At 43.5% G+C, this 16,127-nt stretch carries 10 protein-coding genes; 2 read left to right on the top strand and 8 right to left on the bottom strand.

What is annotated here, in order from left to right; all coding sequences use genetic code 11:
- Nucleotides 1–22 precede the first annotated feature (22 nt).
- The 5 genes from LX73_RS06880 to LX73_RS06860 form a co-directional block, all read right to left on the bottom strand.
- Complete coding sequence (locus LX73_RS06880) at nt 23–3,148, bottom strand: alpha-2-macroglobulin family protein (RefSeq protein WP_148898750.1); 3,126 nt, start codon at nt 3,146–3,148, stop codon at nt 23–25.
- A 45-nt stretch (nt 3,149–3,193) separates the two neighbouring features.
- Complete coding sequence (locus LX73_RS06875) at nt 3,194–5,575, bottom strand: MG2 domain-containing protein (protein ID WP_170245612.1); 2,382 nt, start codon at nt 5,573–5,575, stop codon at nt 3,194–3,196.
- Nucleotides 5,576–5,904: 329 nt separating this feature from the next.
- Nucleotides 5,905–6,567, bottom strand: a complete 663-nt coding sequence (locus tag LX73_RS06870; RefSeq protein WP_148898748.1) for a DUF748 domain-containing protein — start codon at nt 6,565–6,567, stop codon at nt 5,905–5,907.
- Between the two features lie 161 nt (nt 6,568–6,728).
- Nucleotides 6,729–9,338, bottom strand: a complete 2,610-nt coding sequence (locus LX73_RS06865; protein ID WP_148898747.1) for a M14 family metallopeptidase — start codon at nt 9,336–9,338, stop codon at nt 6,729–6,731.
- A gap of 170 nt (nt 9,339–9,508) precedes the next feature.
- Nucleotides 9,509–10,648, bottom strand: coding sequence for a baeRF7 domain-containing protein (locus tag LX73_RS06860; RefSeq protein WP_148898746.1), 1,140 nt, complete (start codon nt 10,646–10,648; stop codon nt 9,509–9,511).
- 256 nt (nt 10,649–10,904) lie between these two features.
- Here LX73_RS06860 and LX73_RS06855 point away from each other — a divergent pair, with 256 nt between their 5' ends.
- Both LX73_RS06855 and LX73_RS06850 read left to right on the top strand, forming a co-directional pair.
- On the top strand, nt 10,905–12,197 hold the full coding sequence (locus LX73_RS06855; RefSeq protein ID WP_148898745.1) for an Nramp family divalent metal transporter: 1,293 nt from the start codon (nt 10,905–10,907) through the stop codon (nt 12,195–12,197).
- Between the two features lie 540 nt (nt 12,198–12,737).
- On the top strand, nt 12,738–13,505 hold the full coding sequence (locus LX73_RS06850) for a LysE family translocator (RefSeq protein WP_148898744.1): 768 nt from the start codon (nt 12,738–12,740) through the stop codon (nt 13,503–13,505).
- Between the two features lie 242 nt (nt 13,506–13,747).
- On the opposite strand, the gene LX73_RS06845 is transcribed toward LX73_RS06850, so the two are convergent.
- From LX73_RS06845 to LX73_RS06835, 3 genes are all read right to left on the bottom strand, one after another.
- Nucleotides 13,748–14,644, bottom strand: a complete 897-nt coding sequence (locus LX73_RS06845) for a DUF72 domain-containing protein (RefSeq protein WP_148898743.1) — start codon at nt 14,642–14,644, stop codon at nt 13,748–13,750.
- Nucleotides 14,645–15,055: 411 nt separating this feature from the next.
- Nucleotides 15,056–15,487: a hypothetical protein gene (locus tag LX73_RS06840; protein ID WP_148898742.1), complete on the bottom strand. Its 432-nt coding sequence runs from the start codon at nt 15,485–15,487 to the stop codon at nt 15,056–15,058.
- Nucleotides 15,488–15,492: 5 nt separating this feature from the next.
- Nucleotides 15,493–16,029, bottom strand: coding sequence for a ComEA family DNA-binding protein (locus LX73_RS06835; protein WP_148898741.1), 537 nt, complete (start codon nt 16,027–16,029; stop codon nt 15,493–15,495).
- Nucleotides 16,030–16,127: the final 98 nt, after the last annotated feature.

The following is a 16,127-nucleotide window of genomic DNA, read 5'->3' as shown; positions in this document are numbered from 1 at the left end:
GTCTTATTTCCTGTTTTATTCACTATTCAGGAAGTACTACTTTAACCCATTGACCGGGCGTTCGAGCGCTGACTGTTTCGTCGTACATTGCGCTTGTAGAGACGGTAGGCAGGTAGTATTTGCCTGTGTAGCTAATGTTCAACATAGTTCTAAATGTTTTACTCTTTCCCGCCGGCAGGTCAAAATAGGTATATACCCGGTCGTCGCGAATGTCTTGGTAGTCAGGCTCAGATGTGGGTTTTTTAAATGTGGTTTTATCCATACGGGTATTTCGGATTTCCCATCCTGAAGGAAAAATCTGGGTAAGGGCCAAATTCTTATGATTTCCGCGAGTGCCTGGATTTCGTACCGTTACTTCGGCAATGATGTCGGTTCCCTGAGGGAGACGAGCTGGATTTAACTCTTCTCCGTCCAAGTTTAGATATTTAACTTTCTGAACCAGGTTATTAGAAGCTGCCGTTGTCTTGCCAGCGGCGGGGGTACCTTGCTGAATAAGTCGGGCAAATACAACTCCCTCACTATTATTTGTTGCCTGTACTTGTTGTTTACGATTCCCTTCAATATCAAAAGGTACCTGTGATACAGGAGCTGTTGATTGTACTGACCCTCGTCCTGCCCCAGAGATATTATACTGAAGATCAATTTCTTCAGTCCCCTTGGCAATCTTCAGGAATCGTGCAATACCAATAAGGCTGTAGGCTGTAGTTTGAGTACTCATCCACCGTTGTTTATTTAATGCACCCGCAATTTCTTTCATCAGCGGCGCGGCTTTTTCCCTTTTGTCCATAATGCTGAGCGTTTCCAGAATCATTGCTTGGTCACGTACTTCAGAACCGTAAGTTCGTCCCTTATTATCATATTTGGATATGTTCATTTTGGCTCCTCTGACTAGATCATCTGCCGCTTCAGTCTGCCCGGCCAGTTTGTAGGCTGCAGCTAGTCGCCAGCCCCCTTGTACCGAAAGCTCTTTGTGTTCTCTTAACCGATTCATGGCACCAAGGTCGGGGGTATTCGCCAATGCTAGGGTATATAAGCGGTAAGCTTGAATAAGATCGTCATTATGGTCGCGTTCACTAACGAATCGCCAATTCGAGGCTCTCTGACGCTGGAATCGCTTAATATTATTGAGCAGGTCTTTGGGTACGTAGTAGCCCATGTTCTTGGCCTCCAACAGAAAATGATAGGCATAGTTGGTCCCCCATTCATTGGCACTATTGTGATCCGGCCAGTAGCCTACTCCACCTGATGGTATTTGAAAAGACCGGAGGCGTTGGATGGCGGCATCAATATTTTTTTGGATTTTCTGTTTACGAGCATCACTTAAATCTACGATGTGGTGCAAATACAACTGTGGAAATACCGACGAGACCACTTGCTCAATACAGCCATGAGGATAGCGGATCAAATAACTGAGTCGCTGTCCAAGATTAATAGGTGGGATGCGAGATACTTCAAAGATACCTGTATTTGTACCCGCTACTCCGACTGGAGAATATTCAAAATCCCACTCTTCACCGGGATCTAACACTTGCTCATGTATATTTGTGACCGGCGGATTAGGAGTACGAACTTTTATATTAATATCGTGATGAGCCGCTTCACCTCCACTATGGGCATCAATTTGTACTTTTCCAGCCCCGATGCGGGAGCTTACCTGCAGGTCAAAACGAACCGTTTTTTCACCTGGCTCATCAAATGAAACAGTCTGGCTTGATGACCCATCAATCTCAAAAAGTTCATTGGCTTTAATTTGTACATTTACTTCTTCAATATCGTCATTCATAGCAAAAACGCTTACCGGCAAAGTAACTTGTTCGTTTGGCCCCAGAACCCTCGGCAGTGTGCCGAGCACCATAACGGGCTTGCGAACCGGAGTTGCTTTTTCGGTATGACCGTAGGCACCGTCTTGTGCTGCTACAACCATAGTACGTACTGATCCCACATAGTTTGGGATGTTAATAGAGTGTTGGTTGGTCTTGCCAGCCTTTAGATTAAAGGGACCCAGAAATTCAACCATTGGTTTAAAACGGTTGAGCTCCGCTCCCTGTTTAGGTTTTTGAGTGTCCTGATCACCACCGATAGAGAGAATTCGGTTCATATTTCCGGCATAGGAGCTGGCAACAAAATTAAACAGATCCCAGGTCTTTACGCCCAGGGCTTCACGGGCATAAAAATGTCGGTGAGGATTGGGAGTCTTAAAATTAGTTAGGTCCAGCAGGCCTTCATCTACCACAGCTACTGTATAGGTCATTGGACGACCATTTTTTTCGCTGACGTTAATGTTTGCAGTGGTTTCGGGCCGGAGTTCGGAAGGCAGGTCAACGATGGGCTCAATCTTGGTGGCGGGATCTTCTACCGAGATGGGGATGACACCGTACATTCTGATAGGGCGATCGTTCTGGCGTTGACCATGTGGTTGAATGAGCATAACATGGGCATAAATATTTGGGGCCATTGCCTCGGAGGCCAAAAAGCTAACCTTTGTTTGCTTCTGTTTGGTATCTACCCAAAAGTTTTGGAGGATACGCGAGCCTGATTCCAGGCTAACCAGCGCTTTTCCGCCGGCACTGCTGGGGATGTTCAGGGTTACCTCTTCGCCCACTTGGTATTCTTCCTGGTCTGATTCAAAAGCCAGCCGTGCTGGATTACCACTCTGGTTATTTCTGAAATAGCTCCATCCCAGGTAAAAGGTTTGTCCTGCGGCATGACCGCCATTCAAGTCTGTTACTCGTACCATAAACCGTCCCCAGTCATACTCGTCAATGCGAAAATCGACCTGAGCTTTGCCTTTTGCTCCTGTCTGTGTCTTTTCAGAAAAGAGAGGTTTTAAATCATGCTCGGTAAAATACTGGCTCAGATTTCTATTTGATTTCTCCCACCACCAGCGCCAGTCAATTTTGAAAATTTCTACTTCTACATTCTTACGGGACATTGGGTCACCGTCAGCATCCAGTGTAACGATATCTATTGTGTGGGTAGAGTCGCGAGCCAGCATATCCCATCGGTTATTACCTTCGGGCATCTGCAGGCCAACGAGAGTTTTGTAGGGATAATAAGGAATGGAAGAGCGATTAACGCTGAAGTTACCTGAATTTTCAAAAACACGGGTTAACAGGTTGGCACTAAGCCTCCCGGGAACCTTGCTCATTTTATTAAGAGTATAAGAGAAGTTCGTATTCCCCTCACCGTTAAGTTAGCCCTCAAATATTTTTTCGGTTGCTGCATCAAGCGAGCGAGAGGGATCATCAAAAACAAAGTCGTCATAGTCATCAAAAGATATCGGGCTGCTGGTGAGGGTCATTGAGATATCGGTCTTGAGATTTTGAGCCGTTGCTCCGTGCAGCCATTGCGCGGAAATACGTCCGTCAAGTATGCGGTCGGAGGCAGTAAGTCGTTTATTGGTAGGATCTAGATTTACTTTAAGTCGGTTAGGTTTAACCGTCTCAACTTTGATCGTTTTAGAAAAGGTATTATTTCCTAGCTGAGCCCGGACCATCCAGTTGCCGGTGGGGGCATCTGCAGTGGTCTTAGTTCGGTAATCATAAAAATTGTTCACCGGGTCTGTGATAGTTTGTTGATCCATGACTTGGCCGGAAGGGTTGCGCAGCTCAAAAGTAACCGGATGGTCCTCCGGTAGTATATCTTGTTTATCCTCCACGATAAGGGTTACATACAGCGAATCGCCGGGCCGCCAAACGCCACGGTCTCCGTACATAAATCCTTTAATCCCTTCTTTAACCTGAGCTCCCGAAACATCGAAATCACTAAGGGATAATGAGTTCCCATCCTTAAGCTTCAAATATCCGCGCTGCTTACCGTCTTTGGCCACAAGCAAAAACGGCTTGCGTTGGGTCTTAGCCTTAGCCATGCCCTGCCCGTCAGACGTCATGGAAGTCATTTTTTGCTGTTGATAATCATAAAGTTCTAAGGTTACGCCCGACTTGGGTTGGGCCGTATTAAGGTCAGTAACTATAACTTGCGTAGCCCCTACATTTCCTTTTTTTGCAATTAGTCCGAGGTCGGACGCCAGTACATTACGGCGTATGTAGTGATCATCGGTGTAGAAGGAAACGTCGCAGGGATTATCTCGTTCTCTCCAATTATATCCGTCGGGATAATAATAATCGCCAAATCTATCCCAGTATTTATTTTCTTCCCGGGAACTTTGGGTCCAGTTTCGATCTTCGAGTTTTGTAAGGGCGTCATCACCGCAGGGGTACACAATTTGATGTTTACGGAAACCGATTTCGACTTCGTAGATAGCACCCGGTTTCGGCTCTATCAAGTTCGAAAGGTCCAGAGCATAGTTATTCCATTTGCTTACATCCGTAGCGCCCAGCGACGACAGCGGCACTACCTTTTGCACCACAGGTACTCCTACCCGTTCAAGATACTGACTTCCATTTAAGTTATTAGTTTGCAAAAATTGCGGAATATTATTCTCATAAATACGGCTAACCTGTACATCAACAGCACCGAGACTAACGGCTTTGAATGGTACCAGTAACTCCTCGGAGTTTGGAACAATGACCCCCTGACCCACAAAACGAACCTTGGGTTTTGGTTGATGCAGTTGTACAGTGCGGGATACCTGTTCACCCAGACGTTTCCCGTGTTTGCTTTGTATGCCCGGTGATAAAGATAGTTTTTGACGTCCCTTGAGTTTTTTACGCGGATATATCTCCAGCCGATTTTCTTGCACGATGGTATTCATTTTATCGTACGATCCTATACGAATAAGGCCATCAAAGTTCTGGTTGGGATCCAGCGCATCCGAAAATGTTAGGGCTATATGAGGATTGGTATCGCGACTAACTTGCGTTTTGACTAACTGAAAAGCATCCAGCGATGAAATAGGCACGGTTTGCTTACCTCGCGTATTGGTACCTATGGATTCCCCATCCCAAGATACAATTACTGACCCCGGCTGTTGGGTGCGTTTAATATCCTTAATAGTAAAATGATGTTGCTGCTTACCGGATTTTTGTTCCCATTCCACAGGAAGGGAATTTCCATTTTGACGAGCCTCAAGTACACTTTTTATATTGCTAAGTGCTGCTACATCCGCAGTATGAATGGTTCCATTTAACTGTTGCTGGGATCGGTTGCCGTCCACAGGGTTTACACCCTCGATTTGCACTTCCAGGTCTTGCCGAATAGTTCCAAAATCAAACGTAAACTCTTCAAGGCTTTTGTTTACATCAAATAGAGCCCCGGTGCGAAAATGAACAATATACCGAGTGTCATTTTGAAGAGATGTTTTGGGCCGAAATGCTACCGTACGATTATCTAACCAGATTTGGTTTCCAACAACTGATAGTTCGAACTGAAAGAGCTCTTTCTGAGGGCGTTCCTCTTTTTTAAACTCTGATGCTAATCGAACCACAATCTCATCACGAGTACTGATAATATTGGAAGTGTAGCCGCTAATATACTTTGAAAAGGCTTCATTTTGTTCAATAACCTCCTTTTTGCTCTTTCCACATCCGCCCGCTAATAAAAGCAGACATAGTAGTCCCCATATTATTAAATTACGCCGAGTGTTGGTCTGTTGATAGCCTATAGTATTGTTCATTCGTCCCTCTGTAGATTTAGTTATAACAATAAAGAGTTTTATCATTCCGATTAGGAGGAGTAGCATAAACCACTTGATAATTCTACCCTCTTCATCCCATCCGTTGTTTTGTAGAATACAAATTTTTTGGATCTTTTGAAGGTATTGTCGGATAGTAATAACCAGTCCCAAAACGAATAATTGGTTAATGTATTGAGGTTTATAGCAGCAGGTACTGCTTATTGTAGTACCGCATTGCGTAGGTTTTTTGTGAAACAGCCTGTCCTTTCCCAATAAAAGCCTATAAGTCTCTCAAGGCTTCCAATAGTTTTGGAGATCAATGGGTACTCCTATCCATCAAGTAAATCTTCAGCAACATCTTTTGCTTTGTTTTTTAGTCCGCTTTTAACGGCTTCTTGAGCAGCCTGTTTTAAGATGGGTTCCAATATTTGGCGCAGTGCTTGTTTTGTAGTACTGCTACGGTCTCGGCCAATCCCCTCAATTTCAATCTGTGAAAACTCAGCCTCCATCGATTTTGATCCGCCGATGTCGGTACTCAATGAGATACGGCCATTCTTAACCAGCAGGTAGTCAACCGCCAAATAGGTTTTCGAAGAACCGTCGCTCTTCATGTTAGACGTCAACGCATCAAAGTTGCTGCCCGTTGTCTTTTGCTCGTAATGCAGCTCCGGCTTGTTGATTTGGATTTTATTAACGACTACGGTATCCGAAAGTAAGCTGTACAGGTCCACCTTCATGTTGATTTCTTTTAGCTCGACGGCCGTGCTGTCGCTGAAGCCCTGAGGGTTGGCAATAGTAATACCCTTGATGCTGCCGCTGCCGTCCAAAATTGATATGGAGACATCATTTACATCAACCGAAGTATCGAGCATTTCGGTGGCCGTACTTTCCAGATTTGATTTAACCATGCCATCGAGGCTAAAAGAAAGGATAAGTGCGCCAATAGCGGAGACAATAATAAGGCCAAAAAGAGCTTGAAATACTGGTTTCATAGCAATGTTGAATAGAAATTAATCTGAATCCCGTTAATAATTGGTAGTTGGAATATAAGACAGCTAAACCAAAATATTGGAAAATAAAAAAGGGATAGAAATATGTTTAATTCTATCCCTTTAAAGAATAAAAACAGCCAGAATGTTTCTGCCCTTTTAGCTTAGTTGCCTGAACCACCGTCAATGGTTTGGCCAAAGAAAATGGCATTCATAAACAGCTTGTTGGTACCATACCAAAAGGCACGGAAATTGGGATTGTCGACCATTGAAATAACGCGACCGCTGCCCACATCGCTGATTACAACAGCAGCTGTACCCGACAGTTGCTCAAGGTTTTCATCCGATACATATCCGCTTGCCAATGGCTCATCTGTGTAATAAAGAGGCGTAGCATAGGGGTTGTCAGCCTTTTTCAGAAACAGGGTGCTATTTCTGAATACTGTTAGATCCTCATCGTTATAACCGTAGCCCAGTGGGTGAGTTAAATCCAGCTTAGTGTGGAAAATCGTGCCCCCAATATATTGTGCGCCGCGGGTTTTATCCATGTCAGCATAGGGCTTGGGGTTAACTTTCTTGTCTTCTTCTTTTGACTGATCTTGTTCGGCATAAGTGATGTTTGCCAGTTCATGTTGTTTGGCCCAGTTGTTCGCATACTTGGTGGTAATTAGCGTTCCACCGTTTTGGGTCCACCGTTTAATTTTATCGACGGCTTCTTTTGATAACTCATTATACCGGCCGTTGACCATTACAATAACGTTATAGCGACTGAGATCAGCATTGTCGAGGCGATCCTTGGGAAAGATAGTTGGTGTCATGTGATATCGCTGGTCCAACAGATGCCACACTTCGCCTACTTCATATGAGCTGGTGCCCTCTCCGGCCATTACTGCCACATTAGGTTTGTCCAGCGTTTCGAAAGAACCACTGCCCAGATCGATGCCGCTGGGTGTTAAGCCTGTGCCAATGGCATAAATGTTGACCCCATCATCTTGGGCGGCCTCTTGTATAATGTCGTGAATTTTTGCACGGTCTGTGGATTGGGGACCCAAGGGAACAAGCACTGTTCCGTAGTCAAACTTTTTGCTGCCATCGGCGGTGACAGCGGTAAACGGTTTAGACGCCACTTTGGCGCGGACGCCGGCATCCAGTAGGTGATTGAGTGTTCTGGGCGCGTAATATTCATCCCACTCGAAAATATAGGCGTAATTGCTTTTGCCGCCCACTACTTCTCCCTGTGGAAAGTTTGGAAGATCCTCAACTTTATTACCCATGATACTTCGGTCCATATCCTCGAGTTCCGCAAATGGAAGGTTGAAAGCGTAGGGCATCGTCCAGGCAGAAACATCGTAAAACAGGCTGTCGGTAAAAGTGGTACGGCGCTCGAATAAGGCCTTTACAAACTTATATTTTTCTTGGTCCGCAGGGATGACATAGGCAGAATTTTTTTGGAAAGATTCATTATCTGCATTGAGATTTTTTTCTAGCTCATAGAGCTCGATCTGGTGTCGGCGTAGCATCTCTGCAAAGTGATAGGTTCGGGCCTGGTCATGCTGTGTACCAAATACATATCCTTCGATGGATGCGTCTTTTCCCTGATTTAAGGATTCCTCATAGAAATCCCGTTGATAATTAAGAATATCCTGCCGCAGGTTTTGGGAAGCCTCCCAGGTGGAGAGAGAGGTTAAAAATTGGTTTTTAATCGCAAAGGGAAATTTGAGTACGCCGTGATCACTTTGCTGGGCATGACCGCGGGCACTGGCTTGCTCAAACAGAATGCCGATTCCTCCATTTACGTCCGGATAGGTAGATCCTTTGCCGTAGTAAAAGTCATCAAAGCTTTCTTCGGAATAATACAGCCGCTGATTTTGATCCAGTTTGTCAGCGTGATATTTGGCAATCTCTTTGGTTAGCTGCTGATTTTTATCGAGCGTAATAGGATGGGTTCGTGACTGGATACCCGGCTGAAAAAAGAAGGTGGCGTCGGTACCCATCTCGTGATGATCAGTTAAGATATTGGGTTTCCACTTTTGGAATATTTTAATTCGTCCCTTGCTGGTTGGGTGTTGTACAAGCATCCAGTCTCGGTTCAGGTCAAACCAGTAGTGATTGCTACGTCCACCTGGCCACCGCTGGTTTAGTTCCATACTGTTGGGATCGGTAACAAGGTTTTTGCTTTTGTGTGTGTTGGCCCAGCCGGCAAAGCGATTCAACCCGTCAGGGTTCAGGCTTGGATCCAACAGGATAATACTATTCTGTAGCTTTTGTTCAACCGCATTGCCCTGTGCAGCTGCCAAATAATAAGCTACGAGCATGGACGCATTCGAGCCGCTGGGTTCATCTCCGTGGATGCTATAGCCCCAGTACATGACGATTGGCATATTATTGGTATTCAGCTGATCAGATTTTTCGGGATTGGAGAGGGCTACATGATTTTTTCGAATCTGATCGATGTTTTCATGATTGGATGGTGAAGTGACTGTTAAGTAAAGGAGTGAACGGTCTTCATAGGTCTTTCCGAACGTATGTAAAGTTATGCGATCGGAGGCTCTGGCTACGGCACGCATATACTGCACCAGCTGATCGTGGCGCACGTGCCATTTGCCGGGTACTGTTCCCAGCACTTCTTTTGGAGTAGGAATGGAGGAGTCATAAGTTACATCCTGCGGCAGATAGTAATCCATAGAGGCTTTGGCATCTGCGGGGTTTTGTGCCAATATACTGCCTGACAGAAGACATAAGAACAGTGTGCATATCAAAGATCGTAGTTTCATAACAAATAAGCTTATTGATGATTATAGCAAAGATAAAAGATAGCAGAAGCAATCGAAGAATAAAGCTAGCAAATGAAAAAGGTTTTAAAAAGTAACTAAATAAAAAACCCTGACAAGGTATGGACCTTGTCAGGGTTAATAGGGTTTAAGATCTTGGGACGTTAATTTGACTAAGCATATCGAAAAATAGCAGCTATGGATGAGCTGTTGGGCATCTCATCTTTGTCCAGTGCATATACGTCACCGCTCTGGGTGAGTGTTTTAATAGCTGCCATGTTTATAAGATCATGCTCCCCATTTTTAGCCTCATCACTTTGGTGCACCACATCGCGCTCCATATCAAACCAGCCCCACCGATGTACGCCGATAGGAACAAACAGTGATTCTACTTTGCCGTAATAGGCGCTTTCAACAATTTTCGTGAGGTCGTCTGACTGCCTGTCCGATCCGGTAAGATTATCAAAGTGATTAATAGCATCATACATATCCTTTAGAAAGTATGATTCAATAATTTTCCATCCGGCATCTTTAATTTCAGTGTCACTTTGGGGGTCTGGGTTTTGAGATATGGACTCCTCCATTAAGCGGTTGTAGTGATTTACCTTGTCGTATTCGGCGGTTGCGCCACTTACACCTGCCAGGATAAGTGGATCATTACGCTTGCGCATAACAGAGGTAACTTCGTTTTCAATGGTTTTTAAGTAATTAATAAGAACTTCTGTATCAGTGTCCTCCGAACCACCTTGGCCATGAAAAATAGCTTTATTACCGCTGCCCTGGCCGGAGTGATGCTGTAGGTTCTGTTGGTATACATCAAACTTTTGAAACTCTTCGAGACTGTCGGGCGAATCATCCAATTTAATTTGCTCAACACTGTCTCGCGTACATCGCAGCAGTCGAACGTTCTTTTGGCTCAGTGCCAATATGCAAAACGAGCCTTCGAGCGAAATCATTGGCACCAGTGGAGTAATCAAGAAGTGTTCTCCTACCATTACTCGTTCTTTGAAACTGTGGGGAATGCGGTAATAGATAAAATCATCCTCAGAAATAAACAGGGCTAACCCTTTATCGTTATGTCGCCAAAAAGAGGGACGATCTAACAATTTTCGGGGTTCTTCAAGAAGATTTTCAATTCGCTCTTCTGTGATATCACGTTGTTGTAATTGTGTCTTGGCCTCACTTAATAAATTCTTTAGTCTGATGGGGTCTTGCTGTACCTCTTTTCCCATTTTATGAGTGGGTAAAAAGATAGAAACACACACATCATGATCCTGTTTTGCAAGGTCGAGAATATTTTCACGCGTAATCATAGTTACCTCCAATTATTAAATGAGTAAAACAGTTTTAGCAGCACCAAATATTCAGCCATTATCGAATTCACAGCCGGCCTCGATGCACAACTATAATGGAGTATATAAATAAAGCTGTACATAGTATAATCTTTAAGCAATTTTGCTTGATTTATGTTTTTAACAATTGAGGTGAGCATGCATTTAATTTCATACACAAATTTATTATCGTTGTTTCAACGTCGGGAACATTTATTAAAAAATGCGTATGGAAGAAATGGATCACATCGCTGAAGACAAATATCAAGAAGAACAAAGTAGTTGGGAAGGAATTAAACAAAGTTTAGGTCCTGGTCTATTGATGGCAGCAGCGGCTATTGGTGTTTCACATTTGGTGCAATCCACTCGTGCTGGTGCAACCTACGGATGGGCACTTGTTTGGGCTGTTTTGCTGGCTAACTTTTTTAAGTATCCTTTTTTGGAATACGGCCCCCGTTATGCCATAGCCACAGGGGAAAGTATGATTGAGGGGTATGACCGATTGGGTAAATGGGCCATCGGTATTTTTGTGGTTTTTACTATCGGAACTATGTTTGCAGTGCAGGCTGCCGTTACCATTGTAAGTGCCAGTCTTGCAGCCGAACTTACCGGTATTGCCCTGTCACCGTTGGCATGGAGTGCTATTTTGTTGGTCATTTGTATAGTCCTGTTGATGTCGGGACAGTACTCGGCCCTCGATGGAGCCATTAAGCTTATTATGGCAGTGCTGGCTGTTTCCACTATTGTAGCTGTTGTTGCTGCGTTGTTTGAAGGCGGTACGCAAAGCCATATCAATTATTACCCCAGCATCTGGGATGTTGCAGGCGTATCATTTTTGATTGCGCTGATGGGATGGATGCCTATTCCTATCGACGCGGCAGCTTGGCATTCGTTGTGGACACTGGAGCGGGAAGAGCAAACGAATTACAAACCGAAGCTCAAAGAGTCGCTGTTTGATTTTAATATCGGATATATAGGTGCGGCTTTTCTTTCCCTGGGCTTTTTGGCGCTTGGGGCACTGGTGATGTACGGAAGCGGAGAAGAATATGCCAGCAGTGGTGCAGTCTTTGCCAGCCAGCTTATTGGTCTTTACACTGAAAGTCTTGGTAATTGGGCCTATGTTATTATTGTAATTTGTGCTTTTACAACAATGTTTAGCACCACCCTAACCGTTACCGATGCCTATCCCCGGGTGAGCCGGCGCATGTTGGAAGTACTTATGCCCCAAACCTTTGATGAAAAAGATAATCTTCAGCTATATCGAATTTTACTCGTAGTCATATCAGCTCTTTCTCTGGGTGTGCTTTATTTTCTGGGCGACTCTTTTACCTTAATGGTAGACTTGGCAACGACGCTCTCATTCTTAACGGCCCCGGTACTGGCATATCTTAATTACCGCTTAGTAACAGCTGAACATATGCCAGCTGACTGCGAACCTAAACCTTGGCTCAAGTGGCTTAGCTGGAGTGGTATTATTTTCCTCACTGGTTTTGCATTACTTTATATTTACTGGATTATCCCCTTTGGATAAAACAACATTAACCATGAGCCAAGTCTGGTAAAGTATCTTTTCAGTATATCTATATGCTATTATTAGGTGTGTCCATTGTTAATTACCCAATCCTGCTAGGGTTCGGGACCAGCAAGCTGGGAACAAAAAAGCTCACTAGTACTACTCCAAGGCTATGTAGCATAGGGAAAGCTAAATTTTGATCTCTTTATAGTTTTACATCAGGAATTGCTTTTCTACATTAGTCATTATCTCAAACTACTTTTCCCAAGCTTTGGCCTCCAGATCCCCAATTTTTAAAATCCCAACCCCTTGTCATCCTATCCGTCGTCCGGTGGATCTCAATAAATAAAAACCTGGATATAATTGTTGGTCTTTATTTTTTCGAGTCTTCTACCTGTTGAAAAGCTAACTGACAGACCGTTAGGTACTTATAGAACTGTCCAAAAAACCAACTTTATTTTTATCTTTTTTAGGTGTTCTAACCTGAAGACTGTGGGTAGTATTGTGTCTTAAATGTACCATCGGAAAAACGGCTGAAGCCCCAAATAGGATCTTCTTTTGTACAAAGAAGAGACACTACAAAAAGGATATCGGACGTATGGAAATTGTATGTATAAGCAATATCTTCAATGGAAAGAAAATAAGCGTAATAACGCTCCTCGTCCCTTCACTTTTATCAGCCTTGATAAGCCGACCAAGAATCTAATAATTGAAATAGTACTACCTGTCATGCTTAGTGAATTCAACTTTGCGAAATGGTTCCTGCTAATGCTACCTATGACATTAAGTGCCGGTCCGGCTAATGTTATGGGGGCTTCGCTGGGGGCCACCCAGGGCTACCGAAAATCACTGCCTTTTATCGTTGGGTTAACCCTGCCTGCAATAATATATTCACTGCTTATTGGTTATGGTGCTAACACTCTCATCTCTTCTTATCCCTTTATTGTCGATGGTTTACAATATGCCGGAGCCGCTTATATTTTATTTCTTGCTGTAAAGTTTTTACTCCCACCGAAAAGTAATACTGGTGATGCAACGCCCCCAAAGCTAGGGTTCAAATCCGAATTCATTCTTTCGGCCCTCAATGGCAAGCTTCTCACTATGCTTATCCTGATGTACTCGGTCATGCTTGATAGTCAGAGTATTTCTGCAGAAATCTGGCTAATGACCATCCTCCTTTTGGTAACCGGTGCCACTAGCAACAGCTTGTGGATACTTGGCGGAGATATCCTATCACGCTTCTTTGTATCGGACAAAGCCATCCGGACCCAAAATATTGTTTTTGGGATTATGCTTCTGATTGTAGCTGTATGGTTGGTTATGTAAGAAAGGTAATTTGTTAGTTGGATATCAGAGATTAACACTAGAAATGTAAAGACATTGTCGTAGATTGAGGAAAGGTGGAGAATTCCCGAACTAGCATAACACCTCCCGACCCAATTCAATAATACACGAATTGGGCCATTCTCCTCAAAGAAGGATTTTTAAGCATTACGGCAACTTCTCGGATAGCAGTGTGTGCTTGGGGCTTCCCAGTAATTGTTTGCCATATTGTTATCAGCTAACAACTAAAACAGATCACCCTGTCCTTCACTTCTCTTAAGATCCGGCAGATCCATCTCCGTATTCATCACTTCATTGAATTGGTGAATAAAATGAGCAGCCAATTGCGGTGACTTCTTCTCTTTATTCTGGTGCACAAAGAAGTGAATGTTTTCGATCCCCTGCTCACGCCAGGTTTTTAGACGTTCTACCCACTCATCCAGTCGCGACACGTCGGTAGGATGATTAGCCCCGACATACCGTACAAACGCTTCATTATTGGTGAGACGCATATGTAGCAGATCACGACGCCCGGCCGTATCGGTAATTACATTTGCTATATTGTTTTCTTCAAAGAGTGCATAAAGCTCATTTGCTACGCCTTCGTCATCAAACCAATCAGGGTGACGGAATTCTACCGCCAGCGGAATGCCCTCGGGCCAGTATTCCACAAAATTTTGTACGCGGTCAAAAAATTTCGGACGAAACTTACCGCGTAGCTGTAAAAAGGTGGTGCCCAACTTTTCTTTAAAATGCACAATGCTATCGATAAAATCGTCCGTGCGCTCTTCGATATCATTTAGCCACTTAAGGTGACTAATATAGCGATTTACCTTTGGGAAAAACTTAAAATCAGCCGGTACTTTGTCATGCCACTGCTTCACCTGGTCCTCATCAAAAATATTATAAAACGTAGCATTGAACTCCACACAATTGAATTGCTTGCTATAATAGGTTAGCTCATCACTGGTCCCTTTGGGATAAAAGTCTTTCAAATCTTTGCTGTTCCACTTGGCACACCCCACATAGATATCAAGATCTCCTGGATTGCCGTTTTCATTGAGAACAGTTTCTGTTTGAGGATGGTCTTCCGGAAGTGCAAAATCAACTTGTCCGGGATCGTCAACACTGCCAAACTTCATAATAATGCGTTTTTATTAAGCAATTTCCTGTAAATACAATTCGTAAAAATCAGTGCAATAATAGTTTATAAAGCACTGGAAACTACTGTACTTATCCGCCACATTCATTATTAAATAATAATAACCATCCATGAGTGAATACACTCCTGCCCCACCGGTAGTGTTACAATCCTATTGTAGAATTCTTTTATGACAGTCAGGTGCTATACATGAAGAGAGTTAAAAAATCAGTATGAACTGTACCTATTTAGGGATACTGTTTCCCGTTAATTGTTTGTCGGAAGCTCCGTCCAGCCGCTTGAAAGAAATACAAAGATATATATAGCGCAATGTTTGGCTTACCTCAGAAGACAAAGAGTATGATTTAGTGGGTTCAATAATTGGAAAAATATCCAAGATTGATTGATGCAACTATTCTTTTATCTCTGGGTGTTTATAGGTAGCCGCCAAGCCTAGAATACTTGCCAGAAAAAGAATGCCCGATGCAAGCAATGGAGAAGACCCCTTCATAGCGGGCCAAATAGATTCCCAAAATGAAAAAGAGGGGTTTATTTCACGTGTAAAAGACAGGTTGCTGCTAAAATGGAAATAGACCCCGGCAATACTGGTTAGGGCTACCAACAACATTACCCAGCGCAAAATCCTTAGTGATTTTTTACCGGGACTAAACCATGCACCGGCTATCGCCAGTAATCCTAACCCTGAAACGACAAACGGTACCCATTGAAATAGCTCCTCGGTATGTTCGAGCAGTACAAGTTCAAAAGGGGTTATTAAAAAAATAAAAGCGACCACGCCCAGTAGAAAAAGGCGCAGCCGCTGTAGCGTTACTTGGTCCGACATAAATACTATTCAGATTCGGTCTTGAGGTAACTTTCAGCTGTTGTTAATTCTTCTTCATCAACGTATGAAGATAACGAATCTAAAAAGGATTGATTACTATCAAATGGACGTTTGGCAAGCAGCTCTTCCGTTTCGGATTTATCCAAGCCCGGAATTTGCATTACCGTAGCTGCATCGCTGTCATTGCGGTGAATAGGCACAAAAATATATTGCTCATAAGCCGCAACCTGGCTTGAGTCCACATATTTGGCAATCTCTTTGCGGAATTGTTGAATACTCACATACGGTCGATACTCCTCAAACTCGTGTTCCATATTGTCCCCGACATTGGGAATATTTTGGAACGCTTCACCCGATGCGGTATTGATGTTCAGCTTTGCATCAGGAGTAGCAGTAGAATCTGCTTGGCTAATGGAAGGCCGTTGTTTTGTTTCAGTCTTTGTCTTTTCCTTCTTGTTAGTATTCCCGCCACAAGCCGTAATTGTGACCACTAATATCATTAACAGTGCGCTGGAAATGTTGTTATTAAGCAGCGTATTCATTGTGTTATGTAGTTATTTTTAGGATTAAGAAAACCGATAGTTAAATAAGAAGATATGTTTTTTGAGTCAATAGCAGCAGAAAGATTATTGGCAGATAT

The sequence above is a fragment of the Fodinibius salinus genome, from assembly GCF_008124865.1.
Taxonomy (GTDB): Bacteria; Bacteroidota; Rhodothermia; order Balneolales; family Balneolaceae; genus Fodinibius; species Fodinibius salinus.
The sequence above is the reverse complement of the archived record's forward strand: the minus strand, read 5'-3'. Positions and strand labels throughout refer to the sequence as shown.